Source organism: Glutamicibacter arilaitensis, from assembly GCF_044793945.1.
In the GTDB taxonomy this organism is placed as follows: domain Bacteria; phylum Actinomycetota; class Actinomycetes; order Actinomycetales; family Micrococcaceae; genus Glutamicibacter; species Glutamicibacter arilaitensis_B.
Map to the genome: position 1 here is coordinate 2,214,601 of NZ_CP084994.1, position 22,274 is coordinate 2,236,874.

General features: G+C 59.2%; 20 protein-coding genes. 7 read left to right on the forward strand and 13 right to left on the reverse strand.

Features of this window, described 5'->3' with window-relative positions; translation table 11 throughout:
- Positions 1–20: 20 nt before the first annotated feature.
- The 6 genes from yvcK to uvrA all read right to left on the reverse strand — a co-directional run bounded on the left by yvcK (position 21) and on the right by uvrA (position 8,233).
- Positions 21–1,046: a uridine diphosphate-N-acetylglucosamine-binding protein YvcK gene (yvcK, locus tag LG294_RS10450; RefSeq protein WP_404285479.1), complete on the reverse strand. Its 1,026-nt coding sequence runs from the start codon at positions 1,044–1,046 to the stop codon at positions 21–23.
- 6 nt (positions 1,047–1,052) lie between these two features.
- On the reverse strand, positions 1,053–1,946 hold the full coding sequence (rapZ, locus tag LG294_RS10455; RefSeq protein WP_404285480.1) for an RNase adapter RapZ: 894 nt from the start codon (positions 1,944–1,946) through the stop codon (positions 1,053–1,055).
- 9 nt (positions 1,947–1,955) lie between these two features.
- Positions 1,956–3,893: an excinuclease ABC subunit UvrC gene (gene uvrC / locus LG294_RS10460; RefSeq protein ID WP_404285481.1), complete on the reverse strand. Its 1,938-nt coding sequence runs from the start codon at positions 3,891–3,893 to the stop codon at positions 1,956–1,958.
- Between the two features lie 2 nt (positions 3,894–3,895).
- Positions 3,896–4,567, reverse strand: coding sequence for a lysophospholipid acyltransferase family protein (locus tag LG294_RS10465; protein ID WP_404285482.1), 672 nt, complete (start codon positions 4,565–4,567; stop codon positions 3,896–3,898).
- Complete coding sequence (locus LG294_RS10470) at positions 4,567–5,265, reverse strand: HAD hydrolase-like protein (RefSeq protein ID WP_404291720.1); 699 nt, start codon at positions 5,263–5,265, stop codon at positions 4,567–4,569. Before LG294_RS10470 ends, LG294_RS10465 begins: the two co-directional genes overlap by 1 nt.
- Positions 5,266–5,362: 97 nt before the next feature.
- On the reverse strand, positions 5,363–8,233 hold the full coding sequence (gene uvrA / locus LG294_RS10475; protein WP_404285483.1) for an excinuclease ABC subunit UvrA: 2,871 nt from the start codon (positions 8,231–8,233) through the stop codon (positions 5,363–5,365).
- A gap of 366 nt (positions 8,234–8,599) precedes the next feature.
- Between uvrA and LG294_RS10480 the strand changes: the two genes are divergently transcribed.
- A complete protein-coding gene (locus LG294_RS10480) occupies positions 8,600–9,436 on the forward strand; it encodes an SDR family NAD(P)-dependent oxidoreductase (protein ID WP_404291722.1) in 837 nt (278 codons plus the stop codon).
- 142 nt (positions 9,437–9,578) lie between these two features.
- On the opposite strand, the gene LG294_RS10485 is transcribed toward LG294_RS10480, so the two are convergent.
- Complete coding sequence (locus tag LG294_RS10485; protein WP_404285484.1) at positions 9,579–9,956, reverse strand: GntR family transcriptional regulator; 378 nt, start codon at positions 9,954–9,956, stop codon at positions 9,579–9,581.
- An 82-nt stretch (positions 9,957–10,038) separates the two neighbouring features.
- On the opposite strand from LG294_RS10485, the gene LG294_RS10490 reads away from it, so the two are divergent.
- Positions 10,039–10,692 carry an MBL fold metallo-hydrolase gene (locus LG294_RS10490; RefSeq protein ID WP_404285485.1) on the forward strand — a complete coding sequence of 218 codons (654 nt, stop codon included), beginning with the start codon at positions 10,039–10,041 and terminating at the stop codon, positions 10,690–10,692.
- 28 nt (positions 10,693–10,720) lie between these two features.
- Here the strand turns inward: LG294_RS10490 and LG294_RS10495 are convergent, their stop codons facing one another.
- Together LG294_RS10495 and LG294_RS10500 are read right to left on the reverse strand one after the other, a co-directional pair.
- A complete protein-coding gene (locus LG294_RS10495) occupies positions 10,721–11,200 on the reverse strand; it encodes a GNAT family N-acetyltransferase (protein ID WP_404285486.1) in 480 nt (159 codons plus the stop codon).
- Between the two features lie 40 nt (positions 11,201–11,240).
- Positions 11,241–12,032, reverse strand: a complete 792-nt coding sequence (locus tag LG294_RS10500) for a methyltransferase domain-containing protein (protein ID WP_404285487.1) — start codon at positions 12,030–12,032, stop codon at positions 11,241–11,243.
- 77 nt (positions 12,033–12,109) lie between these two features.
- Here LG294_RS10500 and LG294_RS10505 point away from each other — a divergent pair, with 77 nt between their 5' ends.
- Positions 12,110–14,638 carry a DEAD/DEAH box helicase gene (locus tag LG294_RS10505; RefSeq protein WP_404285488.1) on the forward strand — a complete coding sequence of 843 codons (2,529 nt, stop codon included), beginning with the start codon at positions 12,110–12,112 and terminating at the stop codon, positions 14,636–14,638.
- Positions 14,639–15,146: 508 nt separating this feature from the next.
- On the opposite strand, the gene LG294_RS10510 is transcribed toward LG294_RS10505, so the two are convergent.
- Entirely contained in the window at positions 15,147–16,181 is a 1,035-nt protein-coding gene (locus tag LG294_RS10510) for an NAD-dependent epimerase/dehydratase family protein (RefSeq protein ID WP_404285489.1), read from the reverse strand.
- Between the two features lie 119 nt (positions 16,182–16,300).
- Here LG294_RS10510 and LG294_RS10515 point away from each other — a divergent pair, with 119 nt between their 5' ends.
- Positions 16,301–16,873 carry a dihydrofolate reductase family protein gene (locus LG294_RS10515; protein ID WP_404285490.1) on the forward strand — a complete coding sequence of 191 codons (573 nt, stop codon included), beginning with the start codon at positions 16,301–16,303 and terminating at the stop codon, positions 16,871–16,873.
- Here the strand turns inward: LG294_RS10515 and LG294_RS10520 are convergent.
- Entirely contained in the window at positions 16,870–17,622 is a 753-nt protein-coding gene (locus LG294_RS10520) for a metal-dependent hydrolase (protein ID WP_404285491.1), read from the reverse strand. The two genes, LG294_RS10515 and LG294_RS10520, sit on opposite strands and share 4 nt — an antisense overlap.
- Before the next feature lie 62 nt (positions 17,623–17,684).
- Here LG294_RS10520 and LG294_RS10525 point away from each other — a divergent pair, with 62 nt between their 5' ends.
- The 3 genes from LG294_RS10525 to LG294_RS10535 all read left to right on the forward strand — a co-directional run bounded on the left by LG294_RS10525 (position 17,685) and on the right by LG294_RS10535 (position 20,309).
- Positions 17,685–18,161: a GNAT family N-acetyltransferase gene (locus LG294_RS10525; RefSeq protein ID WP_404285492.1), complete on the forward strand. Its 477-nt coding sequence runs from the start codon at positions 17,685–17,687 to the stop codon at positions 18,159–18,161.
- Positions 18,158–19,444, forward strand: a complete 1,287-nt coding sequence (locus tag LG294_RS10530) for an alpha/beta fold hydrolase (protein ID WP_404285493.1) — start codon at positions 18,158–18,160, stop codon at positions 19,442–19,444. The genes LG294_RS10525 and LG294_RS10530 overlap by 4 nt, the downstream gene beginning before the upstream one ends.
- Positions 19,445–19,637: 193 nt before the next feature.
- Positions 19,638–20,309 carry a hypothetical protein gene (locus LG294_RS10535; protein ID WP_404285494.1) on the forward strand — a complete coding sequence of 224 codons (672 nt, stop codon included), beginning with the start codon at positions 19,638–19,640 and terminating at the stop codon, positions 20,307–20,309.
- Between the two features lie 74 nt (positions 20,310–20,383).
- On the opposite strand, the gene LG294_RS10540 is transcribed toward LG294_RS10535, so the two are convergent.
- On the reverse strand, positions 20,384–21,661 hold the full coding sequence (locus LG294_RS10540; protein ID WP_404285495.1) for an MFS transporter: 1,278 nt from the start codon (positions 21,659–21,661) through the stop codon (positions 20,384–20,386).
- Positions 21,662–21,711: 50 nt separating this feature from the next.
- Positions 21,712–22,164, reverse strand: coding sequence for a MarR family winged helix-turn-helix transcriptional regulator (locus LG294_RS10545; protein ID WP_404285496.1), 453 nt, complete (start codon positions 22,162–22,164; stop codon positions 21,712–21,714).
- Positions 22,165–22,274: the final 110 nt, after the last annotated feature.

Here is a 22,274-nt window from a genome sequence, read left to right on the forward strand (position 1 = left end):
ACTCCCTTACATAGATCCGATCAGGATCCGATTGCGGTAAACACCTCATGATAGGCCGCCGCTAAGCGCAACGGGTCGTGCTCGGCACGACCGTCAGATACACCCACTCTACTAAAGAAGACTCGTGCCCCGAGTTTTTGCGCTGCCAGCTCAAATCTTTCCTTGTTACGAACCCGCGATTCATCAGCGATAATCGCATCAAATTGTACGTTTGGGGCGTAGCGTCCCAAAACTTCAAGATGCGCCGCAGCGTCCATTCCTGAAGTCTCGGCGGTGTCCACGGACAGATTCATGGTTAGCAGTTTTTTCGCCGTTGTATCCGCGATGGCTTGGCGCATATCGGGCAACAACAGGTGCGGGAGCACCGAGGTGTACCACGAGCCTGGACCGAGAATGATCCAGTCGGCCAATTCGATTGCGTCCAATGCTTCTGCACAAGCAGGCGCTCCGTCTGGTTCCAAATACACTTTGGAGACCAGTCCCCCACCGCCGGCTGCGGCTAGTTGCGCTTGGCCATCGATTCGTCGCTTAATCAAGGTATCGGTGGCTTCGTCCGCTTCGAGGACTTCACCGTGAATCGACAACGGGACGGTACTCATCGGCAGCACTTGGCCACGCGCGCCAAGCAAAGCGCCGGCCCAGCGCAGCCCGGCGACCGGGCTGTCCAGCAATTCCCAGAGCGCGAGGATCAGCAAATTGCCCACCGCATGACCATTCAGCGGCTCTTCTGGATGTTCGTCGGATTTGAACCGGTGCTGCATGACGTCGCGCCACGTTCGCCCCCAGTCATTGTCATCACATAAAGCGGCCAGCGCCATGCGCAGGTCCCCCGGAGGTAGCACGTCGAAAGAACTGCGCAACCTTCCAGAGCTTCCTCCGTCATCGGCGACGGTCACCACGGCTGTCAGCTCCGTGGTGAGGCGGCGCAGCGCCGCAAGAGAGGCAGACAGGCCATGCCCACCGCCCAACGCAACCACCGAGGGGTTGCGCATATCATCGGGTCTGGTAAGACCCTGAATCGGGATTGGTCCCGTTGCGAATGCCATTGAAGACTACTCCCGGCCTAAATCACGGTGCGTGATGTTCACTCGCACATTGGGTAGCTGCGCGAGGCGACGCCCCAATTCAATGGTCGTCGCTACGGAACGGTGCTTACCGCCGGTACAACCGACGGCAATTGTCGCGTAGTGCTTGTTTTCCCGCCGGTACCCCTCGAACACTGGCTCCAGCGCTTTGAGGTAGTTTTCGATAAATTCGTTGGTCCCCGGCTGACGCAGGACGTAGTCCGAGACTTCCTTGTCCTTGCCGGTTTGTGGACGCAGCTCTGGGACCCAGTGTGGGTTTGGTATGAAGCGCACATCTGCCACATAGTTGGCGTCGGTAGGCAGCCCGTATTTGAACCCGAAGCTCATGACATTGATCCGGAGAATGATCGGGCCGGATTCGGCAAATAGCTCGTTCGCCGAGCGCGCAAGATCGTGCACCGACATCGACGAGGAGTCCAGGATGAGCTCGGCCGCTTCACGCAAAGGTCCGGTAACATCGCGTTCTCGCTGAATCCCATCGACAATGCGCCCGTCGCCCTGCAAAGGGTGCGGACGCCGGCCCTGTTCAAAGCGCCGCACAAGGACCTCATCGCTGGCATCCAAATAGACCAGACGGTATTTCACTCCGCCGCTGGTGAGCAGCGCCAAAGATTCACGAATTTCTGGAAAGAGATCTTTGGAGCGCACATCCATGACCACCGCCAAACGTGGAATGGTCCCCTGGGAACGGCTCATCAGCTCGGTCAGCATGCCGAGCATGGAAGGCGGAAGGTTCTCTACTACGTACCAGCCCAAGTCTTCCAGTGCATGGGCTACGGTGGTTCGTCCGGCGCCTGACATGCCCGTAACGATCACGAGCTCGGATTCCGGAGGTTTTACAGCTTCATACTCGGTGGTCATATCTCAAGGCTAGTCGAGAATTTCTCCGGTAGTCATGTTCACACCCGCACGTGAAGTATCTTCCAAGGATTCTTTGATGGATGTTGCAAGCTTTTCCCCGACTCCAGACACCTCCATGAGCTGTTCCAAGGACGCAGCCCGGATCTTTTTCATCGATCCGAAGTGCTTGCGCAGCGCTTCCTGTTTCGATTTACCTAAGCCCGGAATAGCATCCAAGTCAGAAGAAATCATCGACTTCGATCGCTTTGCACGGTGGAAGGTGATAGCAAAACGGTGGGCCTCATCACGCAAACGCTGCACCAGGTACAACGCTGCCGAAGCACGAGGCAAAATGACGGGGAACGGGTCCTCCGGTAGCCAAAGCTCTTCCAGTCGCTTCGCCAAACCAACAACAGGAATATCATCGATCCCCAAGTCATCTAGGGCTTTTTGAGCTGCAGATACCTGCGGCGGACCACCGTCAACGATCACCAGGGATGGAGGGTACGCAAATTTCTTGACTTCACTGGCTCCGGGTTCAACTTCGCCGGTGCTGAAAGTTTCCGGGTCGATTTTTTCCTTCAGATACCGGCTGAAGCGTCGGTAGATCACGTCATACATACTGGCGGTATCGTCACGCGCCGCGTCGCCCGTAATCGAGAATTTTCGGTATTCGCTCTTCTTGGGCAGCCCGTCTTCAAAAACCACCATCGAGGCTACGACATTGGTTCCCTGCGTATGCGACGCGTCGTAACATTCGATACGCAATAAGGCGGTTTCAGCACCGAGCGCTTCTTGCAATTCCTGCATCGCTGCAGAACGAGTCGAAATGTCACCTGCTCGTTTGGACTTGTGCAGGCGCAAGGCTTGTTCTGCATTCTCCACCACAGTGGACGCCAGCGCCGCCTTGTCGCCTCGCTGCGCGACGCGCAGGGAAACCTTCGAGCCGCGTAGTTCCGTCAGCCAGGTGGTGACATCTTCAAGGTCATCGGGCAGCGTAGGAACCAATACTTCGCGCGGGATCCTATCGGCATGATCGGCATAAACCTGGGTGAGCAGCTGTTCGACAAACTCGGCGTCGGTCAGATCGGCGACCTTTTCCACCACCCACCCACGTTGCGAGCGAATTCGACCGTCTCGCACGTGGAAGACCTGTACGGCTGCTTCTAGCTCATCGGCGTGAATGCCGAAGACATCGGCTTCGGTATTCTCCGCAAGCACCACCGCGTTACGCTCGAACACCTTGTTCAGGGCGGCGATGTCATCACGATAGCGGGCGGCTTGTTCATATTCGAGATTGCTGACAGCCGCTTGCATCTGCGCAGTCAGCTGTCGGGTGAATTTCCCCGCTTCGCCACCCATGAAAGTACACAGGTCTTCGGCCAATGCTCGGTGATCTTCTGGCGAGATTCGGTTCACGCACGGTGCGGAACACTTATCGATATACCCCAGCAGGCAGGGGCGGCCCGATGCCTCTGCACGCTTGAATACCCCGGGGGCGCAGGTGCGTACCGGGAATACGCGCAAAAGCGTATCGAGGGTTTCGCGTATCGCCTTAGCCGGGTAAAAAGGACCGAAGTATTTCACGCCCTTGCGCTTATCTCCGCGCATGACCAGTGCGCGCGGGAACTTTTCGTCCATCGTAATAGCAAGGTATGGGTAGGTCTTATCATCGCGGAAGACAATATTGAATCGCGGTGTATATTCCTTGATCCAGGTGTACTCGAGCTGTAGCGCTTCCAGCTCGGATCCGACGGTCGTCCATTCAACGCTTGCCGCGGTGAACACCATCGTGCGGGTTTTCGCGGTAAGGCGTTGCGGGTTGACAAAATAGGAGGCCAAACGATTGCGCAGGACACGGGCTTTGCCCACATAAATGACCCGGCCGTGCTCGTCGCGGAAGCGGTAGACACCCGGTTTGGTAGGGATATCCGATGATTTCGGACGGTAGCTGGCTGGATCTGCCATCGTTACTTCGCGTCCGGTGGCAACTGGTTGTAGGAGTCCACACGTTCCTGACCGCTCAGTTCGGCGATCGCGTCAACGATTCGGTCCGTGGCCCGGCGGCGTTCGGGCAGCGGGTGCTTGCGACCCAGCTGATCAAAGTACAACGGCTCCCCGTAATGAATAGAAAACTTTGTCGGGCGAATCCCCTTGGTATCGGCCGGCTGCAGTTTTTCGGTACCGATCAACCCCACCGGGATCACCGGAACTCCCGTGGTCAGGGCCAGCCAACCCACGCCGGTTCGGCCACGGTAGAGCTTACCGTCGCGGGAACGGGTGCCTTCAGGGTAGATGCCAATTCCGCTGCCGCTTTCGATGATCTCCACCAGCGAGTCCAGAGCCGCCACAGAGGCAGCTTGCTCACCACGCTGCACCGGAATCGAACCAACGGATTCGAAAAAGGTTTTCATGGCTTTGCCTTTAATGCCGGGTGTGGTGAAGTACTCGGCCTTTGCGAAGAACGCGACGTCACGTGGGGTCAGCGCCTGGACAATGATCGAGTCGAGGAACGACAGATGGTTTGAGGCGACAATGAAGCCGCCTTCCTTTGGCACGTTATGAATACCGGTAATCTCCGGACGGCACAATGTGTGGAGCATTCCGCGAATTGATGAGCGGGTCATGGTGTAAAGGCTCATTACTTCAGGCCCTCCTGCATCGACTGTCCGTCTAGCGCCGCAGCACGTTCTTCACCTAGCAACAATACGGCGAGCTCACGCACGTTACTTGCGAGGTAATCTGCCGCGTCCAACTCATTAGGCAGCGCAAAACCCCAGCTGACGCCGATCGATGCCACTGAGTTTTCACGCGCCGCATCCAAGTCATAGTAGCGATCGCCCACAACTACGGCGCGTGCTGGATCCAGATTGCCCGCCTGGAGTGCCGCCAAGACAATATGCGTCTTGCTCGAGCCCATGGAACCATGTTCCGAAGAGTTGCCGAAGATCGCATCCAGCGAGGAGTCCAGTCCCTGCTTGGTGATCAACTCGCGCGCAATGGGCTCAGGTTTAGCGGTAGTCACTGCCACGTAAATTCCGGCCGAGCGCAGCGCCGCCAGAAGTTCGCGCAGTCCCGGGTAAACCCGTGAAGCAGCCATGCCCACTGCCGCGTACCGGGCACGGTATTCGGCGATGATCTGATCGATGTTCTCATCGGTGACACCCTCCAGGGTGCGCAGACCGATTTGCAGCGGTGGTCCCACCAGCGCCTCGACAGCTTCCTCGCCAGGATCGGTGACATTATTTGCCACGAGGGCATGACGAATCCCGGATGTAATGGAGCCTGCGGGGTCTACGAGAGTCCCGTCCAGATCAAAGAGCACGCTTGTTACCGACATATTCACTTAGACATCATCCCATGAAGCGGACTCACGTTAAGAATCCATAACTGAAAACGCATACTCAGCGGCTCCGCCTCACTCGGGTTTTGACGTTTTAGAGAATTTCGGAAAGGAACTTTCCGGTGTGCGATTCGGCGACCTTCGCCACGGATTCCGGGCTTCCGGTGGCCAAAATCATTCCACCGCCCGAGCCGCCTTCCGGCCCCAGATCGATCACCCAGTCGGCCGACTTGATGACATCCAAGTTGTGCTCGATGGTCAACACTGTATTGCCTTTGTCGACCAGTCCTTGCAAAACTTTCAGCAGCTTGCGGATGTCTTCAAAGTGCAGACCGGTGGTCGGCTCGTCGAGTACATAGATGGAGCGGCCGTTTGAACGCTTCTGCAATTCCGCGGCGAGCTTTACACGCTGCGCTTCACCGCCGGAGAGCGTGGTTGCCGGCTGTCCAAGACGAACATAGCCGAGTCCCACATCGACCAAGGTCCTCAGGTGGCGTGCGATCGGAGTAAATGCGGCGAAGAATTCGGCGCCTTCGGAGATCGGCATATTCAGCACGTCCGCGATGTTTTTGCCCTTGTACAGCACCTGCAGGGTTTCGCGGTTGTAGCGCTCACCCTGGCAGACTTCGCAAGGCACATATACGTCCGGCAGGAAGTTCATCTCGATCTTCAGCGTGCCGTCGCCCGAGCAGGACTCGCAGCGCCCGCCCTTGACGTTGAAGGAGAACCGGCCAGGCTGGTAGCCGCGCAGTTTCGCCTCATTGGTCTCCGCGAAGAGCTTGCGGATATTGTCGAATACCCCGGTGTAGGTGGCCGGGTTCGACCGCGGGGTGCGCCCAATCGGCGACTGGTCCACGTGCACGACCTTGTCCAAGTGCTCCAGGCCCAGCACCCGGGTATGACGACCGGGGACTTGCTTGGCGCCGTTGAGCTTATTCGCCAGCACCTTGTACAGGATGTCATTGACCAGCGTTGACTTGCCCGAGCCGGAGACACCTGTAATGGCGGTCAACACGCCCAGCGGGAACTCCACCGAGACGTCCTGCAGGTTGTTTTCCTTAGCGCCTACCAGCTTGAGAATGCGCTTCTTGTCGACCTTGCGGCGCTTGGCGGGCAGCTCGATCTGCTTGCGTCCGGAGAGGTAGTCGCCGGTCAGCGAGCGGGTGTTCTCCTTCAGTCCCTCCAGTGAGCCGGAATGGACCACCTCGCCGCCGTGCTCCCCGGCACCCGGACCGATATCAACGATCCAGTCCGCCTCGGCAATGGTGTCCTCATCATGTTCGACGACGATCAGCGTGTTGCCCAGCGAACGCAGGTGCAGCAGGGTTTCGATCAGCCGGCGGTTGTCACGCTGGTGCAAGCCAATGGACGGCTCGTCCAATACGTAGAGCACGCCCACCAGGCCGGAGCCGATCTGCGTGGCCAAGCGGATTCGCTGCGCCTCGCCACCGGACAGCGTGCCCGCGGCACGTTCCAGGGTCAGGTATTCCAGGCCCACGTCCAAGAGGAACTTCATGCGCGCGCCAATTTCCTTCAGCACCTGGGTGGCGATCTTCGCTTCGCGGTCGCTCAGTTCCAAGGTGGTGAGGAATTCGGCTGCCGCACGCAGGTCCATGGCCGCCACCGCGGCGATCGATTTTCCGCCGATCAGCACCGACAGCGAGGCCGGGTTCAGGCGTGCACCGCCACAGGTAGGGCACGGAATCTGGCGCATGTACTGTTCGTAGCGGTCGCGTGCGTGATCCGATTCAGTCTCTTCATGCTTGCGGTGCACATAGGAGATGACGCCTTCGAACCCGGTGGAGTACTTGCGTTCCCGGCCGAAACGGTTCTTGTACTGCACGACGACCTTGTGGTCCTTGCCGTTCAGGATTGCCTGGCGCGCCGATGCCGGCAGGTCCTTCCAGGCGGTGTCCATGCTGAAGCCCAGTTCTTTGCCCAGACCCTCGATCAACCGGTTCCAGTACTCGGTGGTCGCCTTGCCCAAGGACCACGGTGCGATGGCTCCGTCGGCCAGCTTGACCTCGGAGTCCGGGACGATCAGGTGCTCATCGACCTCGAGCTTGGTGCCGATGCCGCTGCAGGCGGAGCAGGCACCAAAAGGGTTGTTGAAGGAAAAGGTTCGTGGTTCGATCTCATCGATCGCCAGCGGGTGCTCGTTCGGGCAGGCGAGGTTCTCGGAGAACGCACGGACGCGCTTGGGATCGTTCTCTTCCAGATCCACGAAGTCCACCAGAACGCGGCCATCGGCCAGGTTCAGCGCCGTTTCCACGGAGTCGGTCAGCCGCTGGTGCACCGTATCGTTGATGGCGAGGCGGTCAACGACGACCTCGATGGTGTGCTTGACCTGCTTAGCAAGCTTGGGTGGCTCATTCAGCTGAATGGTTGTGCCGTCAACCCGTGCGCGGGCGAACCCCTTGGAGGAGAGCTCTGCGAACAGGTCGACGAACTCGCCCTTGCGGGCACGCACTACGGGGGCGAGGACCTGGAAGCGGGTTTTCTCCGGCATTTCCAGCAGCTGGTCGACAATCTGCTGCGGCGACTGCTTAGAAATAGGTTCACCGCATTCGGGGCAATGCGGGCGGCCTACGCGGGCCCAGAGCAGGCGCATGTAGTCATAGACCTCGGTGATGGTGCCGACGGTGGACCGCGGGTTGCGGCTCGTTGACTTCTGGTCGATCGAAACGGCCGGGGATAGCCCTTCGATGAAGTCCACATCCGGCTTGTCGACCTGTCCCAGGAACATGCGCGCATAGGCGGACAGGGATTCGACGTAGCGGCGCTGCCCCTCTGCGAAAATCGTGTCGAAGGCCAGCGATGACTTGCCTGAGCCGGACAAGCCGGTGAAGACGATCATCGCGTCGCGCGGAAGATCCACGTCTACGTTCTTCAGGTTATGCTCGCGCGCACCCTTGACGATCAGACGGGACAAATCCAGTTTTTTGCTTTCTGCAGTAATAGCCACGAAGCAATACTAATCGAAAACTACTTCGAATAAACGTGGTACTTGGCACAAATGCGCGTTACTTTCGCGCAGGGCGATATCCCGGGCATTTCCTTGCCTGGAGATTTGCGGGTCGGCGGCCGTTTCGAGCCTCGGACGGATCGAGCAGGAGAAACCAGATGATTAGTCGCTAGCGCCGGCAGCGTTCATCCTCTTGGCATGTCCCCATAAAATTCTCTTGACGAGCCATACTGCTTGTGCGTCCGGGTGAGGTGCTCCAGCCCCACGCCAGAGCTCTTGGCATGCAACTAAATACAGGCACAGGCGTCCGCTAGGATGACTTATCTGTTCGCTCCAGGAATGGGGGCTCGAGCGCCCGAGTCGATAATGAGGAATGAATTCATCTTGAGTAAAACTATTATCATCACCGGCGCCAGTGACGGCATCGGCGCAGCCGCCGCCCGCACGCTGGTTGGCCGTGGCCATCGCGTCGTTATCGTGGGGCGTTCGGAGAGCAAAACCAAAAGCATCGCGACAGAGCTGTCGGTTCCTTACTACGTTGCGGATTTCGCGGAGCTGAACCAAGTTAGAAAGCTGGCAGATGATCTGCTGGAGGCATACCCGGAAATCAACGTGCTCGCGAATAACGCAGGCGGGATCATGGGTGTGCGAACCCAGACTGTTGATGGTCATGAAAACACTTTCCAGGTCAACCACCTTGCTCCGTTCCTGCTCACTAGCTTGCTCATGCCAGCGCTGATTGCCGGCGAGGCAACGATTATCCAGACAGCCAGTGCGGCAGCACGGATCTTCGGACGGTTCGATATCGGAGACCTGCAGAATGCCGAGGGCTACGCCCCGCAGAAAGCCTATGGCAACGCGAAACTCGCTAATATCCTCTTCACTCAGGAATTGCAACACCGGTTTGGACCACGCGGCATCACCGCCGTTGCATTCCACCCCGGTATCGTCGCCAGCAGCTTCGCCAGCGACACCACTCATTTCATGCGGCGCATTTACCACGGGCCGCTCAAACGCCTATTTACCGTCACGCCGGAGAAAGGGTCAGATCAGCTTGTTTGGCTCGCGGAAGGGATTCCTGGAACGACTTTCCTGCCGGGTTCCTACTATGAATCCCGCAGGATAGCGACAAAGGTAAGTGCCGAAATGCACAATCCGAAGATTGCCGAACAGCTCTGGAAGAAGTCGGCTTCACTCCTCTGAACCGTTGCCTGACAGGATTTGCCAATAGTTCTAGTGCAGTGCAGTTTTGGTCCCAACCAGCATGAACCACCTGTTTGGGGCTCGCAGTTCGTGTTTGGATTGGTTCCCACTGCACGTCGCCTCATGGCTCGGAGGTTGCTGACTAGCGAGGCAGCGAGCTGAAAGCGGCGCGCAAATATTTAACCGCGGTCTCCTCGTCAACCGACCAGGTCTGGGCAACGCGTGCCAGATCGGCTGCGGCATCGCTGACTTCTTGCTGGGCGCGATCCTCAGCCGCTTGCACGATTGTTCCGTGCCGCCCGCGGGTCACGACCGCGCCTTGGGCTTCTAGCTCCTTATAGACCTTAGCCACCGTGTTCACCGCAAGATCCAGGTCACCGGCGAGCGCCCGCACCGAGGGAAGCTTGGTTCCGGGTGCCAAATCACCACCGGCAATACTTGCAAGGATTTGCTCACGTACCTGCTGATACGGTGCTACAGCCGATTTCGAGTCGATACGGATGAAATCCAGGTTGGCCATGGGCGCTCCATTCGGTGCAATACTTCGGTTGATTCACTGAGCCTATCGTGTTCAGTCCAATCGCCATCGTAAGGTAATAACCATGAGTGAACTTCTATTAGCCGACGTCACGATTCGTTCGGTGAGCGTCTCGGAAATGAACAACAACGTTTACTTGGTCACCGAGCGGGCCAGTGGCAAACAGCTACTGATCGATGCGGCTGACGAAACTCCTGCGATTCTAGAACTCGTGGCCAGCGCCGCCAAGGATGGCCCCGAGCCACAGGTCGTTGGGATCGCCACGACCCATGAGCATTGGGACCACGTGCGGGCTCTGGCCGAGGTAGCCGAAAACTTCGCCGTTCCCACGTACGCAGGCGCCGAAGATATCGAGGGTATCGCCAAGGAGTCGGGGGTGAAGATTAGCCACGGGTTGACCCACGGTGATCGAATTTCCGTTGGCCAGATCGACCTTGAGGCCATTCACCTTCGCGGGCACACCGCGGGCTCGATCGCCTATGCACTGCAGGACTCCTCAGGGCAGCAGGTCATCTTCAGCGGAGACAGCCTATTCCCTGGAGGTGTAGGCAATACCTGGGAGGACCCGGAGCGTTTCGCATCGTTGCTCAACGACGTATCAGAACGTATCTTCGAAAAATTCCCGGATGAAACCATGGTCCTGCCCGGTCATGGTGGCTCCACCACGGTGGGCACCGAGCGCCCGCACCTCGATGAATGGCGCCAGCGCGGCTGGTAATCCATAATTTGAAGAATTGCCCATCAGGCTACGGCCCGGTGGGCAATTCTTGTATGTAGAGAAGCATCCGCCATTCACTGCCCGGTTCGTGGTTCACGAACCCGCGATCCTCGTAAAAGCGACGAGTCGCTGCATCGTCTTCGTCCACGTTGATGTGCATTTCGCTGCCCCCACGCTGCGCAAGCTGAATCAGGACAAGTTCAAGGATGGCGCCGCCGATGCCTTGGCCTCGCAGTGGAGGGCGCACATACAGCTCATCAAGCACCGCGAGCGGCCCGTCCGAATAGATGGTTGGCCGCAAGGTCACGATGGCGTGTCCCGATGGTTGAGTTGCAGGGCCGGCTAGGACTGCATAGCACTGTGGGCCAGCGAGCATGTCCCGCAACCGCCGGGTTAATATCTGCTCCGCGGGGCAGGGAGAACCGAACTCCGCATTGAAGTCAGCCTGCAGCTTTGCCAGCTGCTCGCAGTGTTCCGCCGTAGCCAAGTAGGTGCGCCGCTTTTCCATGCGGTCATTCTCCTCCTCGATCATTGGCGGCACCAGTGTTTCAGCCCTGCTTGCGTGCCACCATAAAAATGCGCCGGAAAGGAAAGTTTGTCAGCTTAGCTCCGTCGGGTGCCGTGAATGCTGGGTAATGCTCGGCGACGGCAGCCGAATAGTCCGCTTCAAAATCTAGGTACTCCAGCTCGGGCAGTGTCGCCTTGATGGGCAGCAAAGCGGTGCCTCGCACCCAGTCAAGGATCGGGTTCTCCCCCTCCATCACCTGGTGGTACGTCGTCTCCCACACATTTGCCTGAAATCCTGCATCCAGCAATAGCCGCTGATACTCTTCAGGTTCATCCACCACGTCGTCATGCCGCAGGACGCCACCGAGCTTGCCTGCCCACTTCTGACCGTCCGCCACCTGGCGCATCACCGCATGGGAGGCAGAGCCGAAGTTTCCCGGCACCTGGATTGCGACGTAAGCACCGGCCTTCAAATCACCCAACCAGCTTTTGATCAGTTCGCGGTGTTCGGGGAGCCACTGCAGCATGGCGTTGGAAAAGAGCAGGTCGATCTCTGGGTCCGGGTGCCAGTTGCGTGCATCGACAAATTCAAAGTTGAGATTTGGTTGCTGCACCGCGATGTTGGCTTGGGCGATCATCTCCGGCGAGGAATCCAATCCGGTCACCTGCGCCAGAGGCCACCGCTCGGCCAGCAAGCTCGTCTTGTCTCCCGGCCCGCAGCCCAGATCGACAATCCGGTTGGGGGTGATTTCGCCTAGCTGACCTAGCAGGTCTGCATAGGGCCGTCCGCGGTAATTCGCGAATTCGGCGTATTTATTTGGGTTCCACTTCATATTTCCGAGCCTAGTACTACGGCTCAGCGTTCAACTAGCCTCCGGTCACAGTTCTCAACGGATAGGCTTAGAACATCATGTTGCTCACCGATTACCTGCCTGCAGATGCGAAGAACGTTTCCGACGACGAGATTTACGAGTCCTTTGGCCGCTGGGTAACCACCCGCGGCATCGACCTATACCCCGCCCAGGACGAGGCCTCGATGGCCTTGGCTGCCGGAAGCAACGTCATTCTGGCGACGCCCACCGGCTCGGGCAAATCGCTGGTCGCCATTGCCGCGCACTTCTACGCAATGTCCCGCGACCAAATCAGCTTCTACACCGCCCCGATCAAGGCCCTGGTGTCCGAGAAGTTCTTCGACCTGTGCAAGATCTTCGGAGCCGAAAACGTCGGCATGGTCACCGGCGATTCCTCGGTGAACGCCGACGCGCCGATCATCTGCTGCACCGCCGAGATCTTGGCAAACATCGCATTGCGCGAAGGCTCCCGCGCGGATGCCGGTGTGGTCATCATGGACGAGTTCCACTTCTACGCAGATCCACAGCGCGGCTGGGCCTGGCAATTGCCGCTCATCGAGCTGCCGCAGTCGCAGTTCCTCTTGATGAGTGCCACCCTGGGCGACGTCAGCCGTTTTGAGAAGGAACTTGAAGATCGCACCGGGAAAACCACCGTGACGGTGGCGCACTCCGAGCGTCCCATCCCGCTGCACTTCTACTACTCGATGGAACCGGTCCAGGAAGCCGTCGAGGAACTGATCAAAACCCAGCAGGTCCCGATCTACATCGTGCATTTCTCCCAGCTGGACGCGATCGATCGCGCCACCGGCTTGATGAGCATCAATGTGTGCACCCGCGAGGAGAAGGACCGCATCGCCGAACTGGTGGCCGGATTCCGCTTCGCCGCCGGGTTCGGCAAGACATTGAACCGCCTGGTGCGCCACGGCATCGGCGTGCACCACGCCGGCATGCTGCCTAAATACCGCCGGCTGGTCGAGCAGCTCGCCCAGGCCGGACTGCTCAAGGTCATCTGCGGTACCGACACCCTGGGAGTGGGCATCAACGTGCCGATCCGCACGGTGCTGATCACCGCGCTGTCCAAGTTCGACGGCACCCGCACCCGCATCCTCAACGCCCGCGAGTTCCACCAGATCGCCGGCCGCGCCGGACGTGCAGGTTTCGACACCGCCGGTACCGTGCTGGTCCAGGCGCCCGAGCATGCGATCGAAAACCACAAGGCCATGGAAAAGGCGCTGAAGAAGCATGGTGAGGGCTCTTCGAAGCTCAAGCAGATCCCGAAGAAGAAGCCGCCGCAGAACTTCGTCACCTGGGGCGAGAAGACCTACGACAAGATTGTGCATGCGGATCCGGAAACGCTGAAGTCCTCCTTCCAGGTCTCCCACTCGATGCTGCTGAACCTGCTCGAACGCGAGGACAACGCTTTCGAGGCGGCCCGGCGTTTGCTCACCGAGAACCATGAGACTCCCACCTCGCAGCGCAAGTTGAAGCTGCGTGCCCTGGGCATTCTGCGCGAGCTGATCGCTACCGGCGTGGTGGTGCGGCGCGCGGAGCCCGATGAATACGGCAACTATTACGAGCTGACCGTGCACCTGCAGCAGAACTTTGCGTTGAACCAGCCGCTGTCTCCATTCGCCTTGGCTGCCCTGGAACTCTTCGAACCCGAATCCCCAAGCTACGCACTGGATGTAGTTTCCGTGATCGAGGCGACCTTGGAGAAACCCCGTCAGGTGCTCTCCGGCCAGGAGAAGAAGGCCCGCGGCGAGGCAATTGCCGCGATGAAGGCCGATGGCCTCGACTACGACGCGCGGATGGCGGCCTTGGAAGAGGTCACCTACCCGCAGCCGCTGGCGGAGAAACTTGAGGCGGCCTTCGAGCAGTACCGTTCTGGTGCCCCTTGGTTGGCCGACTTCGAGCTGCAGCCAAAGTCGGTCGTGCGCGACATGTACGAACGAGCCATGGGTTTCTCGGACTTCGTCCAGTACTACCAGTTGGCTCGCTCGGAGGGCGTGCTGCTGCGCTACCTGACCGATGCGTACAAGGCCCTGCGCCAGACGGTCCCGCAGGATTCGCTGCGTGAAGACCTGGAAGACCTCATCGAGTGGCTTGGCGAATTGATCCGCCAGATCGATTCCTCGCTGCTCGACGAATGGGAGGAACTCTCCCGCGGTGAACTGCACGAGGAAACCGAGATCACTCCCCCTGCCCCGGAGAAGCTCACCACCAATATGCGGGCCTTCCGCGTGATGGTTCGCAATGAGATGTTCCGCCGGGTCAAGCTCTTCGCCGATGAACAAGATCAGGCCTTGGGCGAACTTGATGGGCACAATGGTTTTGATTCCGATGCCTGGGCCGAAGCAATGGACGGCTACTTCGAGGAACATGAGGACATCGACGACGGGCCGAACGGCCGTGGCTCGAACTTATTTGTCATCAAGGAAAAGCCGAACCGGATCTGGGAGGTCCGCCAGATCTTCGCCGATCCGGACGAAAACCATGACTGGGGAATCAACGCCACCATCTCCTTGGACGACTCCGACGAACTCGGTGCACCGGTAGTCACGGTGACCGCGGTGGGACGACTGGACTAGTTTTGGAGCGATAGTCCCGAGCATCTGCTTTCGCCCGCGACAGCCTCGGCCGTCATGCACCCCAACAGGTGAATGACGGCCGAGGCTGTCTTGGAGTTAACTAGTTTTCAAAAAACCTAGTCCAACGGGCTATTTGGCATCTTCGAGCAGCTTTGCCGCAGCTGCTAAATCCACTGATAAAAGTTTGGCGAAAATTAACCTGTCACAGCTAACCGGTTATGGGGATTCGACGGTATTGTTTGTCCCATGAATCCAATCAGGCTGCGCAAGATCGGCAGTTTCGTCATGTTTCTCGCATGGCTGAGTCTCATTAGTAATCACGCGGTGATGTTTACTGCGGAAGGTCTACTAGCCACACTGCTACAGCTGGCGTTAACCGCTAGCGGCACGTGGTTGCTGTATCAGAGCTGGAAATCACAGCCTCAGGTGGAAGCCCTGAGCCAGCCCTAAACCGGCGAAGCATCCCGGGCCGCGGAACAGTGACTTCGAAGTTCACTGCGGACCTGATCTATCGGTTGGTTCCCTGCGAAACGGTAGCCAAATTACTGAGGATAGTTACCTCTTCTTCCCTGCTCAAGCCTGTACGCGCACCGTCGATTCCATGCAGCCATTGAAGCGTGTCAACGGTCGTCTGCGCTAAGCTGCGGGCACGTAACCCCGCTTGCTGAACCGGACGATGATCGCGATCAAGCATGCCGGCAACTGCCGGATCAGGGAGCCACAGCGGAAGCGACCTTTCCCCGCTCCATGGCACGACGCCCTGATCGTGTAGCGACGCAGCGTCAGCCCAGTGCACCCTTGGCTCACCTTCCAGCGCCTGAAAGATCTGCGCGATGAATTGGCGGCGCGAAGTTGCCGGGCCCACCGCGTCAAAGGTTCCGCTGGATTTTTCCTCGGCGAGCTCGATGAGCCAGATCGCAAGATCACGCGCGTCAAGTACTTGCACCGGGTCTTCGGCTGCAAGCGGCACCAGCAGGTCGAAGCCGTCGTCTAAGCTGCGCGCCGCATGCTCTGGCCAGTAGCTGAACCTGCCTGTGGGGTCCTTGGGCCCGACGAGCAGTCCCGGTCGGATGATCGCGGCTGTGGCTTGATGCTCATGGACGAGTTGCTCGCAGGCAACCTTCATCGCCCCATAGGTCTCGGCTGTCGTCTGTCCCCCGTCGCTTTCGAGCGGTTCGAATAGCTTGGCGTTGGTGGGCGACCCACCGGGCAGCGACAGGTCCGAATACACGGATATGGTGGACACGAAGACCCAATGATCTGCACTGAGTTCTTGCGTTGCGCGGCGCACGTGCGCGGGGGTCCGCGAGACATCGATAACCGCGTCGAATTGCAAGGTGGCGAGTTCGGCTGGCGCCGGATCGTTCCGGTCCCAGTAAATGAACTCGCTGCCCTGCGGAGCAATCCCGCTTTCCCCACGGGCAGCGCATGTCACTAGATGCCCGGCATCCAACGCGAATTGGGCCACGTACTGCGAAAGGAACACGGTACCGCCAAGCACAAGAAGTTTCATGTTCCCAAGTACAGCAGTGGTGGATGCCACAAAAAAGAGCTTTCACTCTGAGCACACTGCAAAACTCGGCTTTCTAGCCACCGCTTGTCGTGCGTGTTAGCATTTTGAAAATTGCTGAGCCGGTACCGTTAGGCCGAAGGATGTGCACGATGAGTCGAAAACTTGTTTATTTCGTGGCGGTGAGCCTGGACGGTTTTATCGCCGCACCCGATGGTGACTTCACGGCGTTTCCCACCGAGGGTGACCATATGCAAGCAATCATTACCGAATACGCCGACGCGATACCCGCACATATTCACCGCGCCCTTGGCACCAGCGCCCCGGGGACCAAATTCGATACGGTGCTGATGGGCTGGAACACCTACAATCCCGAAACTTACGGCGGCATCGATAGTCCCTACACCCATCTCCGGCAGGTAGTAGTTTCACGATCCGCACGCTCGGTTCCTGAGCATATTGAGCTGATCAATGATCCGGTGAGCAAAGTACGCGAACTGAAACAGGAGGACGGGCTTGATATCTATCTTTGCGGCGGCGGGCAACTAGCTCAGGCGCTCCGCGAAGAAATCGACACGCTCATCCTCAAACGCTATCCGTTGGTTTTCGGCTCGGGGATTCCGCTGTTCGGCGATGCCGACTACACCGCGTTGCCCTTTACCCACCTGAACACGCGTACTTTTAATACCGGCGTCTCGTTCACCGAGTATGAGCGCGCCCGCTAGGCCAAGATGATCGCGATGGCGACATAGGAAGTCAGGAGGCTGGCAAGGATCCATTCGGCCTTCGAACCGGTTTCCGCGAGGATCGGCAATGCGACCCGCCCGTTAGCTTTCCAGCAATCCCCGATGACCGGGATCCTGCGGAACCACCGCGGGGCTCCTATTTTAATTGGCCACAGCAAGTTGCACCCGCCGATGGTGAGCATATCCCCCAGAATGTGCACGATCACCCCGACGGTCACCGCCAGCGGGAACCATGCTCTTTCGACGGGAGCATTCATTCCCACGAACGCCCCGGCAGCCAGCGCAATCACCCAGCACAGCAAGGGCGGCATGAATTTCACGCTCTTCACCGCGAAGGAAATCAGCAGGATGGCGAAGAGCGCGGCGCCGGGGTAAACCACTCCGAGCTGGGCAACTTCCACAGACCACGAGTCGGCTAGCCAGGCAACAAAAATGAAGAACAAGATTCCCAGAATAGAGTGGGTACCGTTACGGTGGCCGCCGGCGACCTTGCCGATAATCCGAGTCAGGAGATTCGAAATCGGTGGCAGGGAGCGCGCGATCGTGGCCTTGTGGTGGTCGGCGTCGGGCAGCAGGGCCGCGCCTGCGCAAACGATCGCCCCCGCAAGGGTTTCCCACCGCTCCATATGCAACGTGCCGAATCCCAGGTTCACGGATCCAACGGTCACCGGAGTTGTTATTGCTAGCCATGCGGCTGCGCCGCTCATGGCGTGGTGTCCACCCATCATGGATTCCACCTTAGGACTGGTCACCGACGTTATAGCCGCACGACGGCGGTAAGCTTAAACACATGCCACAAATCAGAGAAGCGCGCCGCGCGGACTGCCCGCGAATCCTTGACTTGATCCAAGAGCTGGCGGTGTATGAAAAAGAACCAAACGCCGTGAAAAACACCGTCGCAGATCTGGAGGAGCATCTCTTCGGCGATGCTCCAAAGGTCTTCACTCACGTCGCCGAAGACGAGTCCGGATTGGTTGTCGGAATCGCCATGTGGTTCCCGACCTACTCCACATGGGAAGGACGCCACGGCATTCACCTGGAGGACCTGTACGTGCAGGAAACCGAACGTGGCAAGGGCACCGGCACCGCGTTGCTCAAGACCTTGGCACAGATCTGCGTGGAGCGTGGCTACCGCCGCCTAGAGTGGGCGGTACTGGACTGGAATGCCCCGGCGATCGCCTTCTACGATTCGATCCGCTCGTCCACCATGGACGGTTGGAGCACTCGCCGCCTTGACGGCCCTGCATTAGAGGAGATGGCCCGATGATTCACTACCGAGGGATGGACGTAACCGAGCACCGCGTCGAAGTGCCGCTGGAGCATGGAAGCGCAGTCGGCGAGAAAATCACCGTCTTCGCCCGCGAAATCAGCACCGATGCCGGCAAGCCATGGCTGCTGTTCCTGCAGGGCGGTCCGGGAGGGAAATCTCCGCGCCCCGGCTCCTTGTCCGGCTGGCTGGCCGAAGCGACCAAGCACTTCCGCGTCCTGCTGCTCGATCAACGCGGCACCGGCCTGTCCACCCCGGCGAACCACCAGACCCTGGGCTTGCGTGGCGACGCGGCAGCCCAAGCGCGCTACCTCACGCACTTCCGCGCCGATTCGATCGTGCGCGACGCCGAGGCGCTGCGTGAGCAGCTGGGCATCGAGAAATGGAGCACCTTCGGGCAGAGCTACGGCGGATTCTGCACGCTGACCTACCTGTCGTTGTTCCCCGAATCCCTCGAACGCAGCCTGGTCACCGGCGGACTTGCCTCCTTGGATGCCGATGCGCAGACCGTTTATCGGGCCACCTATCAGCGCATGGCCGAACGCAACCGCGAATACTTCTCCTGGTATCCGGAAGACTTCGACACCCTGCACAAGATCTACGAGCATCTGCGGCACAATGATGACGAGCTGCTGCCCGACGGGCGCAAGGTCACCGTGCAGTTAGTTCAGATGCTCGGCATGTTCCTCGGCGGCAACACCCGCGTGCATCTGCTGCATCACGTGTTCGAGGAGGCATTCTCGGCAACTCCTGGCGGCTGGCGGCTCTCGGACGCCTTCCTGTCCACCCTGTACGCTCAGGTTTCCTTCGCCGCGAATCCGCTCTACGCGCTGATGCACGAATCCATCTACGCCCAAGGGGAAGCCACCAATTGGGCCGCCGAACAGGTTCTGGAGGAGTATCCGGAATTCACCGAGCATGCCGATACCCCGCTGCTCACCGGCGAGATGGTCTACCGCTGGCATTTCACCGAAGATCCGGCATTGCGTCCGCTCGAAGAGGTGGCGCGAATTTTAGCTGAACACGAACATTTCGGCCCGCTCTACGACCTCGACGTGCTCGCACGCAATACCGTACCGGTCGCTGCCGCCGTCTACCACGATGATGTCTATGTCGATCGCGAACTGTCGTTGCGCACCGCTTCCCAAGTCAAGGGCCTGCAAACGTGGGTGACTGAGGATTTCCACCACGACGGAATCGGCGATGAAGGTCCGGCGATCTTCCGCCGGCTGTTGGCTATGACCAACGGCGAAGACCCGGAAACGGCCGCGGCTGGCGACTGAGCACTATCGCCGGTGCGCCGTGGTGGCTAGACTGGCACACAAGCTCGGCGTCAACCAACCTCGAAGTTGCTTGGCGCCTTTGCTTTGGCGGCCTCTGGCTCAACGGGTGTGGCGGATGCTATTCGCGCACACCGCGCGTGCTAGGTTTTCGCTCAAGGGCAGCTAGCCCGATATATAGGTCGAAAGGAACACTATGGGAAACAATATTAATGGTGTCGATGTTCCAGACGATCTGGTCTCGAAGGTCGAAGAGTTTGACGGCATCATCGCAGCCGCTCACCTGCCATACAACATGACGCTCGATCGCGCCGAAGAAGACGCGTTGGTTTACAAGTTCGTAGAGTCCGACATTGACTTCGCACTGGTTCTGCATGGTGAGGCGATCTTCGCCACGACCTCCGCGTTGGATGACTCGGACGCGGATTTCGAGCCGGTATACACCTTCGACCCGGAGTTCCCGCTCACCGCCGAGGACTTCGCCGAACGCCTCACCGACTTCGTGACCTTAGCGCAGAATTGGCAGGAAGTTTCCGAACTGCCCTTCGTGGCCGAGAACCCCGAGTACTTCGGCCCTTCGGACAAGCCGAACAGCGTGTTGCTCTACGAGGATGGTTACCGCTACGAACTGCTGTTCGTAGAGAACGGCGACCATTTGGTATTGGCACGTCCCATCGATACCGAGGCCTACGAGGTTGACCCCGACGAGGACGAAGACGAAATCCCGTTGATCTACACCAACCACCACATGCTGCACCCAACCATGGGCGGAGCGTTCATCGTGATGTTGGCGGAAACCTTCGGACTGCCGGCAGAGGAAGAGGCGCTGCTCGCGCCACTGCGCATCATCCTCACTCCGACGAACTAGGTATCAGCTAAAAACGGCTGGGGCCTGATTTACCATAAGTGGTAAGTCAGGCCCCAGCATCGTTTTAAGCCCGATCAGCGGGTCGAACCGGTGGGAGCCACCGAATCGGCGGCAGCTATTTCCTCGGTGCCCGCGTGCTCTCCGGCACCGAGGTGGGACAGATGCCCGCCGAGCAGTGCCAGCACCAAGATTGAGGCGAATACGGCCGCTGCACCAAACCAATAGGGTGCGCCTGCTCCCATGGCCGCGGCAATTGGACCGGCAACCGCAGGAGCGATTGCACCGCCCAGGAAACGCACGCCGGAATAGGTGGAACTTGCCACGTTCCGGGGAAGGTCGGTGGCTTCCATCACCGCCTCGGTTAGCGCGGTGTTGAGGACGCCCAGAACTAGGCCGGCGACGACAATCAGCGCGACGAGCGCCACCAGATGCGTATGGAACACCGCCATCAAGGCGAGCAGGACTCCCAACAGGCTCAGTGCGACAAACATGATTGGGCGCAGGCCAAAGCGACGAGTCAGCAACGGCGCGACGAGCACCGAGGTGATGGCAAGTGCCAGTCCCCAGCCGAAGAATACCCAGCCCAGTTCCGCGGCGCCAAATTCGAATCCTTGCTTCGCGGCGGCGGCTTCCAGCGGGTAGGGCGAGTAGGCCAGCAACGTAAAGAACCCGAAGTTATACAGCACTGCGGTGAGCGCCATGGTGCGCAGAGCTGGATTTCGCAGGGCGCTGAAGCTTGCCCATGGAGAGATTTTCATCTGGTTAGCGGGTGCTTGCGGCAAGCTGAGGAAGGCGAGGATCGCGATGAGGCCGATCGCCATCAGCGTTGCGGTCCCGAAGAACGGCCCGCGCCAGGACAGGCTGCCAAGCACCCCGCCCAGCAGCGGCCCGACCGCCATTCCCACGCCCAGAGCCGCCTCGTAGAGCACGATCGCCTGCCGGCTGCCACCGCTGGCGGCACCAACAATGGCGGCCAAAGCCGTGGAGATGAACAGCGCATTGCCCAGACCCCAGCCGGCGCGGTAGGCGAGAATCTGGTTAATCGATCCGCTGGCGCCAGCCAGCGCGGAAAAGAGCACGATGAGCACCAGCCCGCCGAGCAGTGTTTTCTTCACTCCGATCAGCGTGGAGACCCAGCTGGTGAAGAACATCGCCAATCCGGTGATGAACAGGTAGCTGGTGAACAGCAGCATGGTTTGCGAGGCCGTGGCTTCCAGGTCCCGGCTGATCGCCGGAAGAATCGGATCGACCAAGCCGATGCCCATGAACGAGACCATGCAAGCGAACGCGATGGCCCACACGGATTTTGGTTGGTGCAACAGCGAGTTGCGCGATTGAGTATTTTTCGTCATAAAGCCAGCTTCTGAGAATTCTTAGTTGTTTTGGCAGGTGCGGCGCGTAGCTAGCGATCCAGATTATCGGTCAACTCCAGCACCAGACGTTCGAGCAGCGGTAGGGCACGGTCGAGCGTCTCGCGCTCCTGCTCGGTCATCGCTTCGATGCTGCCGGTCAACGCGTTGATTGCACGCTGCTTGTACGCCGTGAGCTCCTGGATTCCGAGCTCGGTCACCGAGACAAGCGAGGCGCGGCCGTCTTGCGGGTCGGCAGAACGTTCTACCAGGCCGTCTTTGTCCAGGCGTGTCACCAACCCGGTCATGCTCGGTTGGGCGATGCGCTGTTGTACGGCCAGATCCCCCACGCGTTGCGGTCCCTGCCGGTGGAGCACAGACAGCACACGCCAACTGGTGACCGATCGTCCATCACCAGCGGCTTGGCCGAGCAGCCGGGACATCGCACCGGAGAAGAGCGTCAGACCTCCCGCGAGGCCAGCCAGGGGATTTTCTTCGCTTGTCATAGTTTCAACATAGCAGAATTACATAGGCAGACTATGCAAATAAGCATTTAAAGTTACCCAGGGAACAGAAAAACCCGCCACATTCCATCTGGAAGATGAAATGCAGCGGG

Bases quoted from the DNA above. Each gene is read 5' to 3' on its own strand.
- yvcK (WP_404285479.1), bottom strand. From the start codon at position 1,046: ATGGCATTCGCAACGGGACCAATCCCGATTCAGGGTCTTACCAGACCC.
- rapZ (WP_404285480.1), bottom strand. From the start codon at position 1,946: ATGACCACCGAGTATGAAGCTGTAAAACCTCCGGAATCCGAGCTCGTG.
- uvrC (WP_404285481.1), bottom strand. From the start codon at position 3,893: ATGGCAGATCCAGCCAGCTACCGTCCGAAATCATCGGATATCCCTACC.
- LG294_RS10465 (WP_404285482.1), bottom strand. From the start codon at position 4,567: ATGAGCCTTTACACCATGACCCGCTCATCAATTCGCGGAATGCTCCAC.
- LG294_RS10470 (WP_404291720.1), bottom strand. From the start codon at position 5,265: ATGTCGGTAACAAGCGTGCTCTTTGATCTGGACGGGACTCTCGTAGAC.
- LG294_RS10480 (WP_404291722.1), top strand. From the start codon at position 8,600: ATGAGGAATGAATTCATCTTGAGTAAAACTATTATCATCACCGGCGCC.
- LG294_RS10485 (WP_404285484.1), bottom strand. From the start codon at position 9,956: ATGGCCAACCTGGATTTCATCCGTATCGACTCGAAATCGGCTGTAGCA.
- LG294_RS10490 (WP_404285485.1), top strand. From the start codon at position 10,039: ATGAGTGAACTTCTATTAGCCGACGTCACGATTCGTTCGGTGAGCGTC.
- LG294_RS10495 (WP_404285486.1), bottom strand. From the start codon at position 11,200: ATGGAAAAGCGGCGCACCTACTTGGCTACGGCGGAACACTGCGAGCAG.
- LG294_RS10500 (WP_404285487.1), bottom strand. From the start codon at position 12,032: ATGAAGTGGAACCCAAATAAATACGCCGAATTCGCGAATTACCGCGGA.
- LG294_RS10505 (WP_404285488.1), top strand. From the start codon at position 12,110: ATGTTGCTCACCGATTACCTGCCTGCAGATGCGAAGAACGTTTCCGAC.
- LG294_RS10515 (WP_404285490.1), top strand. From the start codon at position 16,301: ATGAGTCGAAAACTTGTTTATTTCGTGGCGGTGAGCCTGGACGGTTTT.
- LG294_RS10520 (WP_404285491.1), bottom strand. From the start codon at position 17,622: ATGATGGGTGGACACCACGCCATGAGCGGCGCAGCCGCATGGCTAGCA.
- LG294_RS10525 (WP_404285492.1), top strand. From the start codon at position 17,685: ATGCCACAAATCAGAGAAGCGCGCCGCGCGGACTGCCCGCGAATCCTT.
- LG294_RS10530 (WP_404285493.1), top strand. From the start codon at position 18,158: ATGATTCACTACCGAGGGATGGACGTAACCGAGCACCGCGTCGAAGTG.
- LG294_RS10535 (WP_404285494.1), top strand. From the start codon at position 19,638: ATGGGAAACAATATTAATGGTGTCGATGTTCCAGACGATCTGGTCTCG.
- LG294_RS10540 (WP_404285495.1), bottom strand. From the start codon at position 21,661: ATGACGAAAAATACTCAATCGCGCAACTCGCTGTTGCACCAACCAAAA.
- LG294_RS10545 (WP_404285496.1), bottom strand. From the start codon at position 22,164: ATGACAAGCGAAGAAAATCCCCTGGCTGGCCTCGCGGGAGGTCTGACG.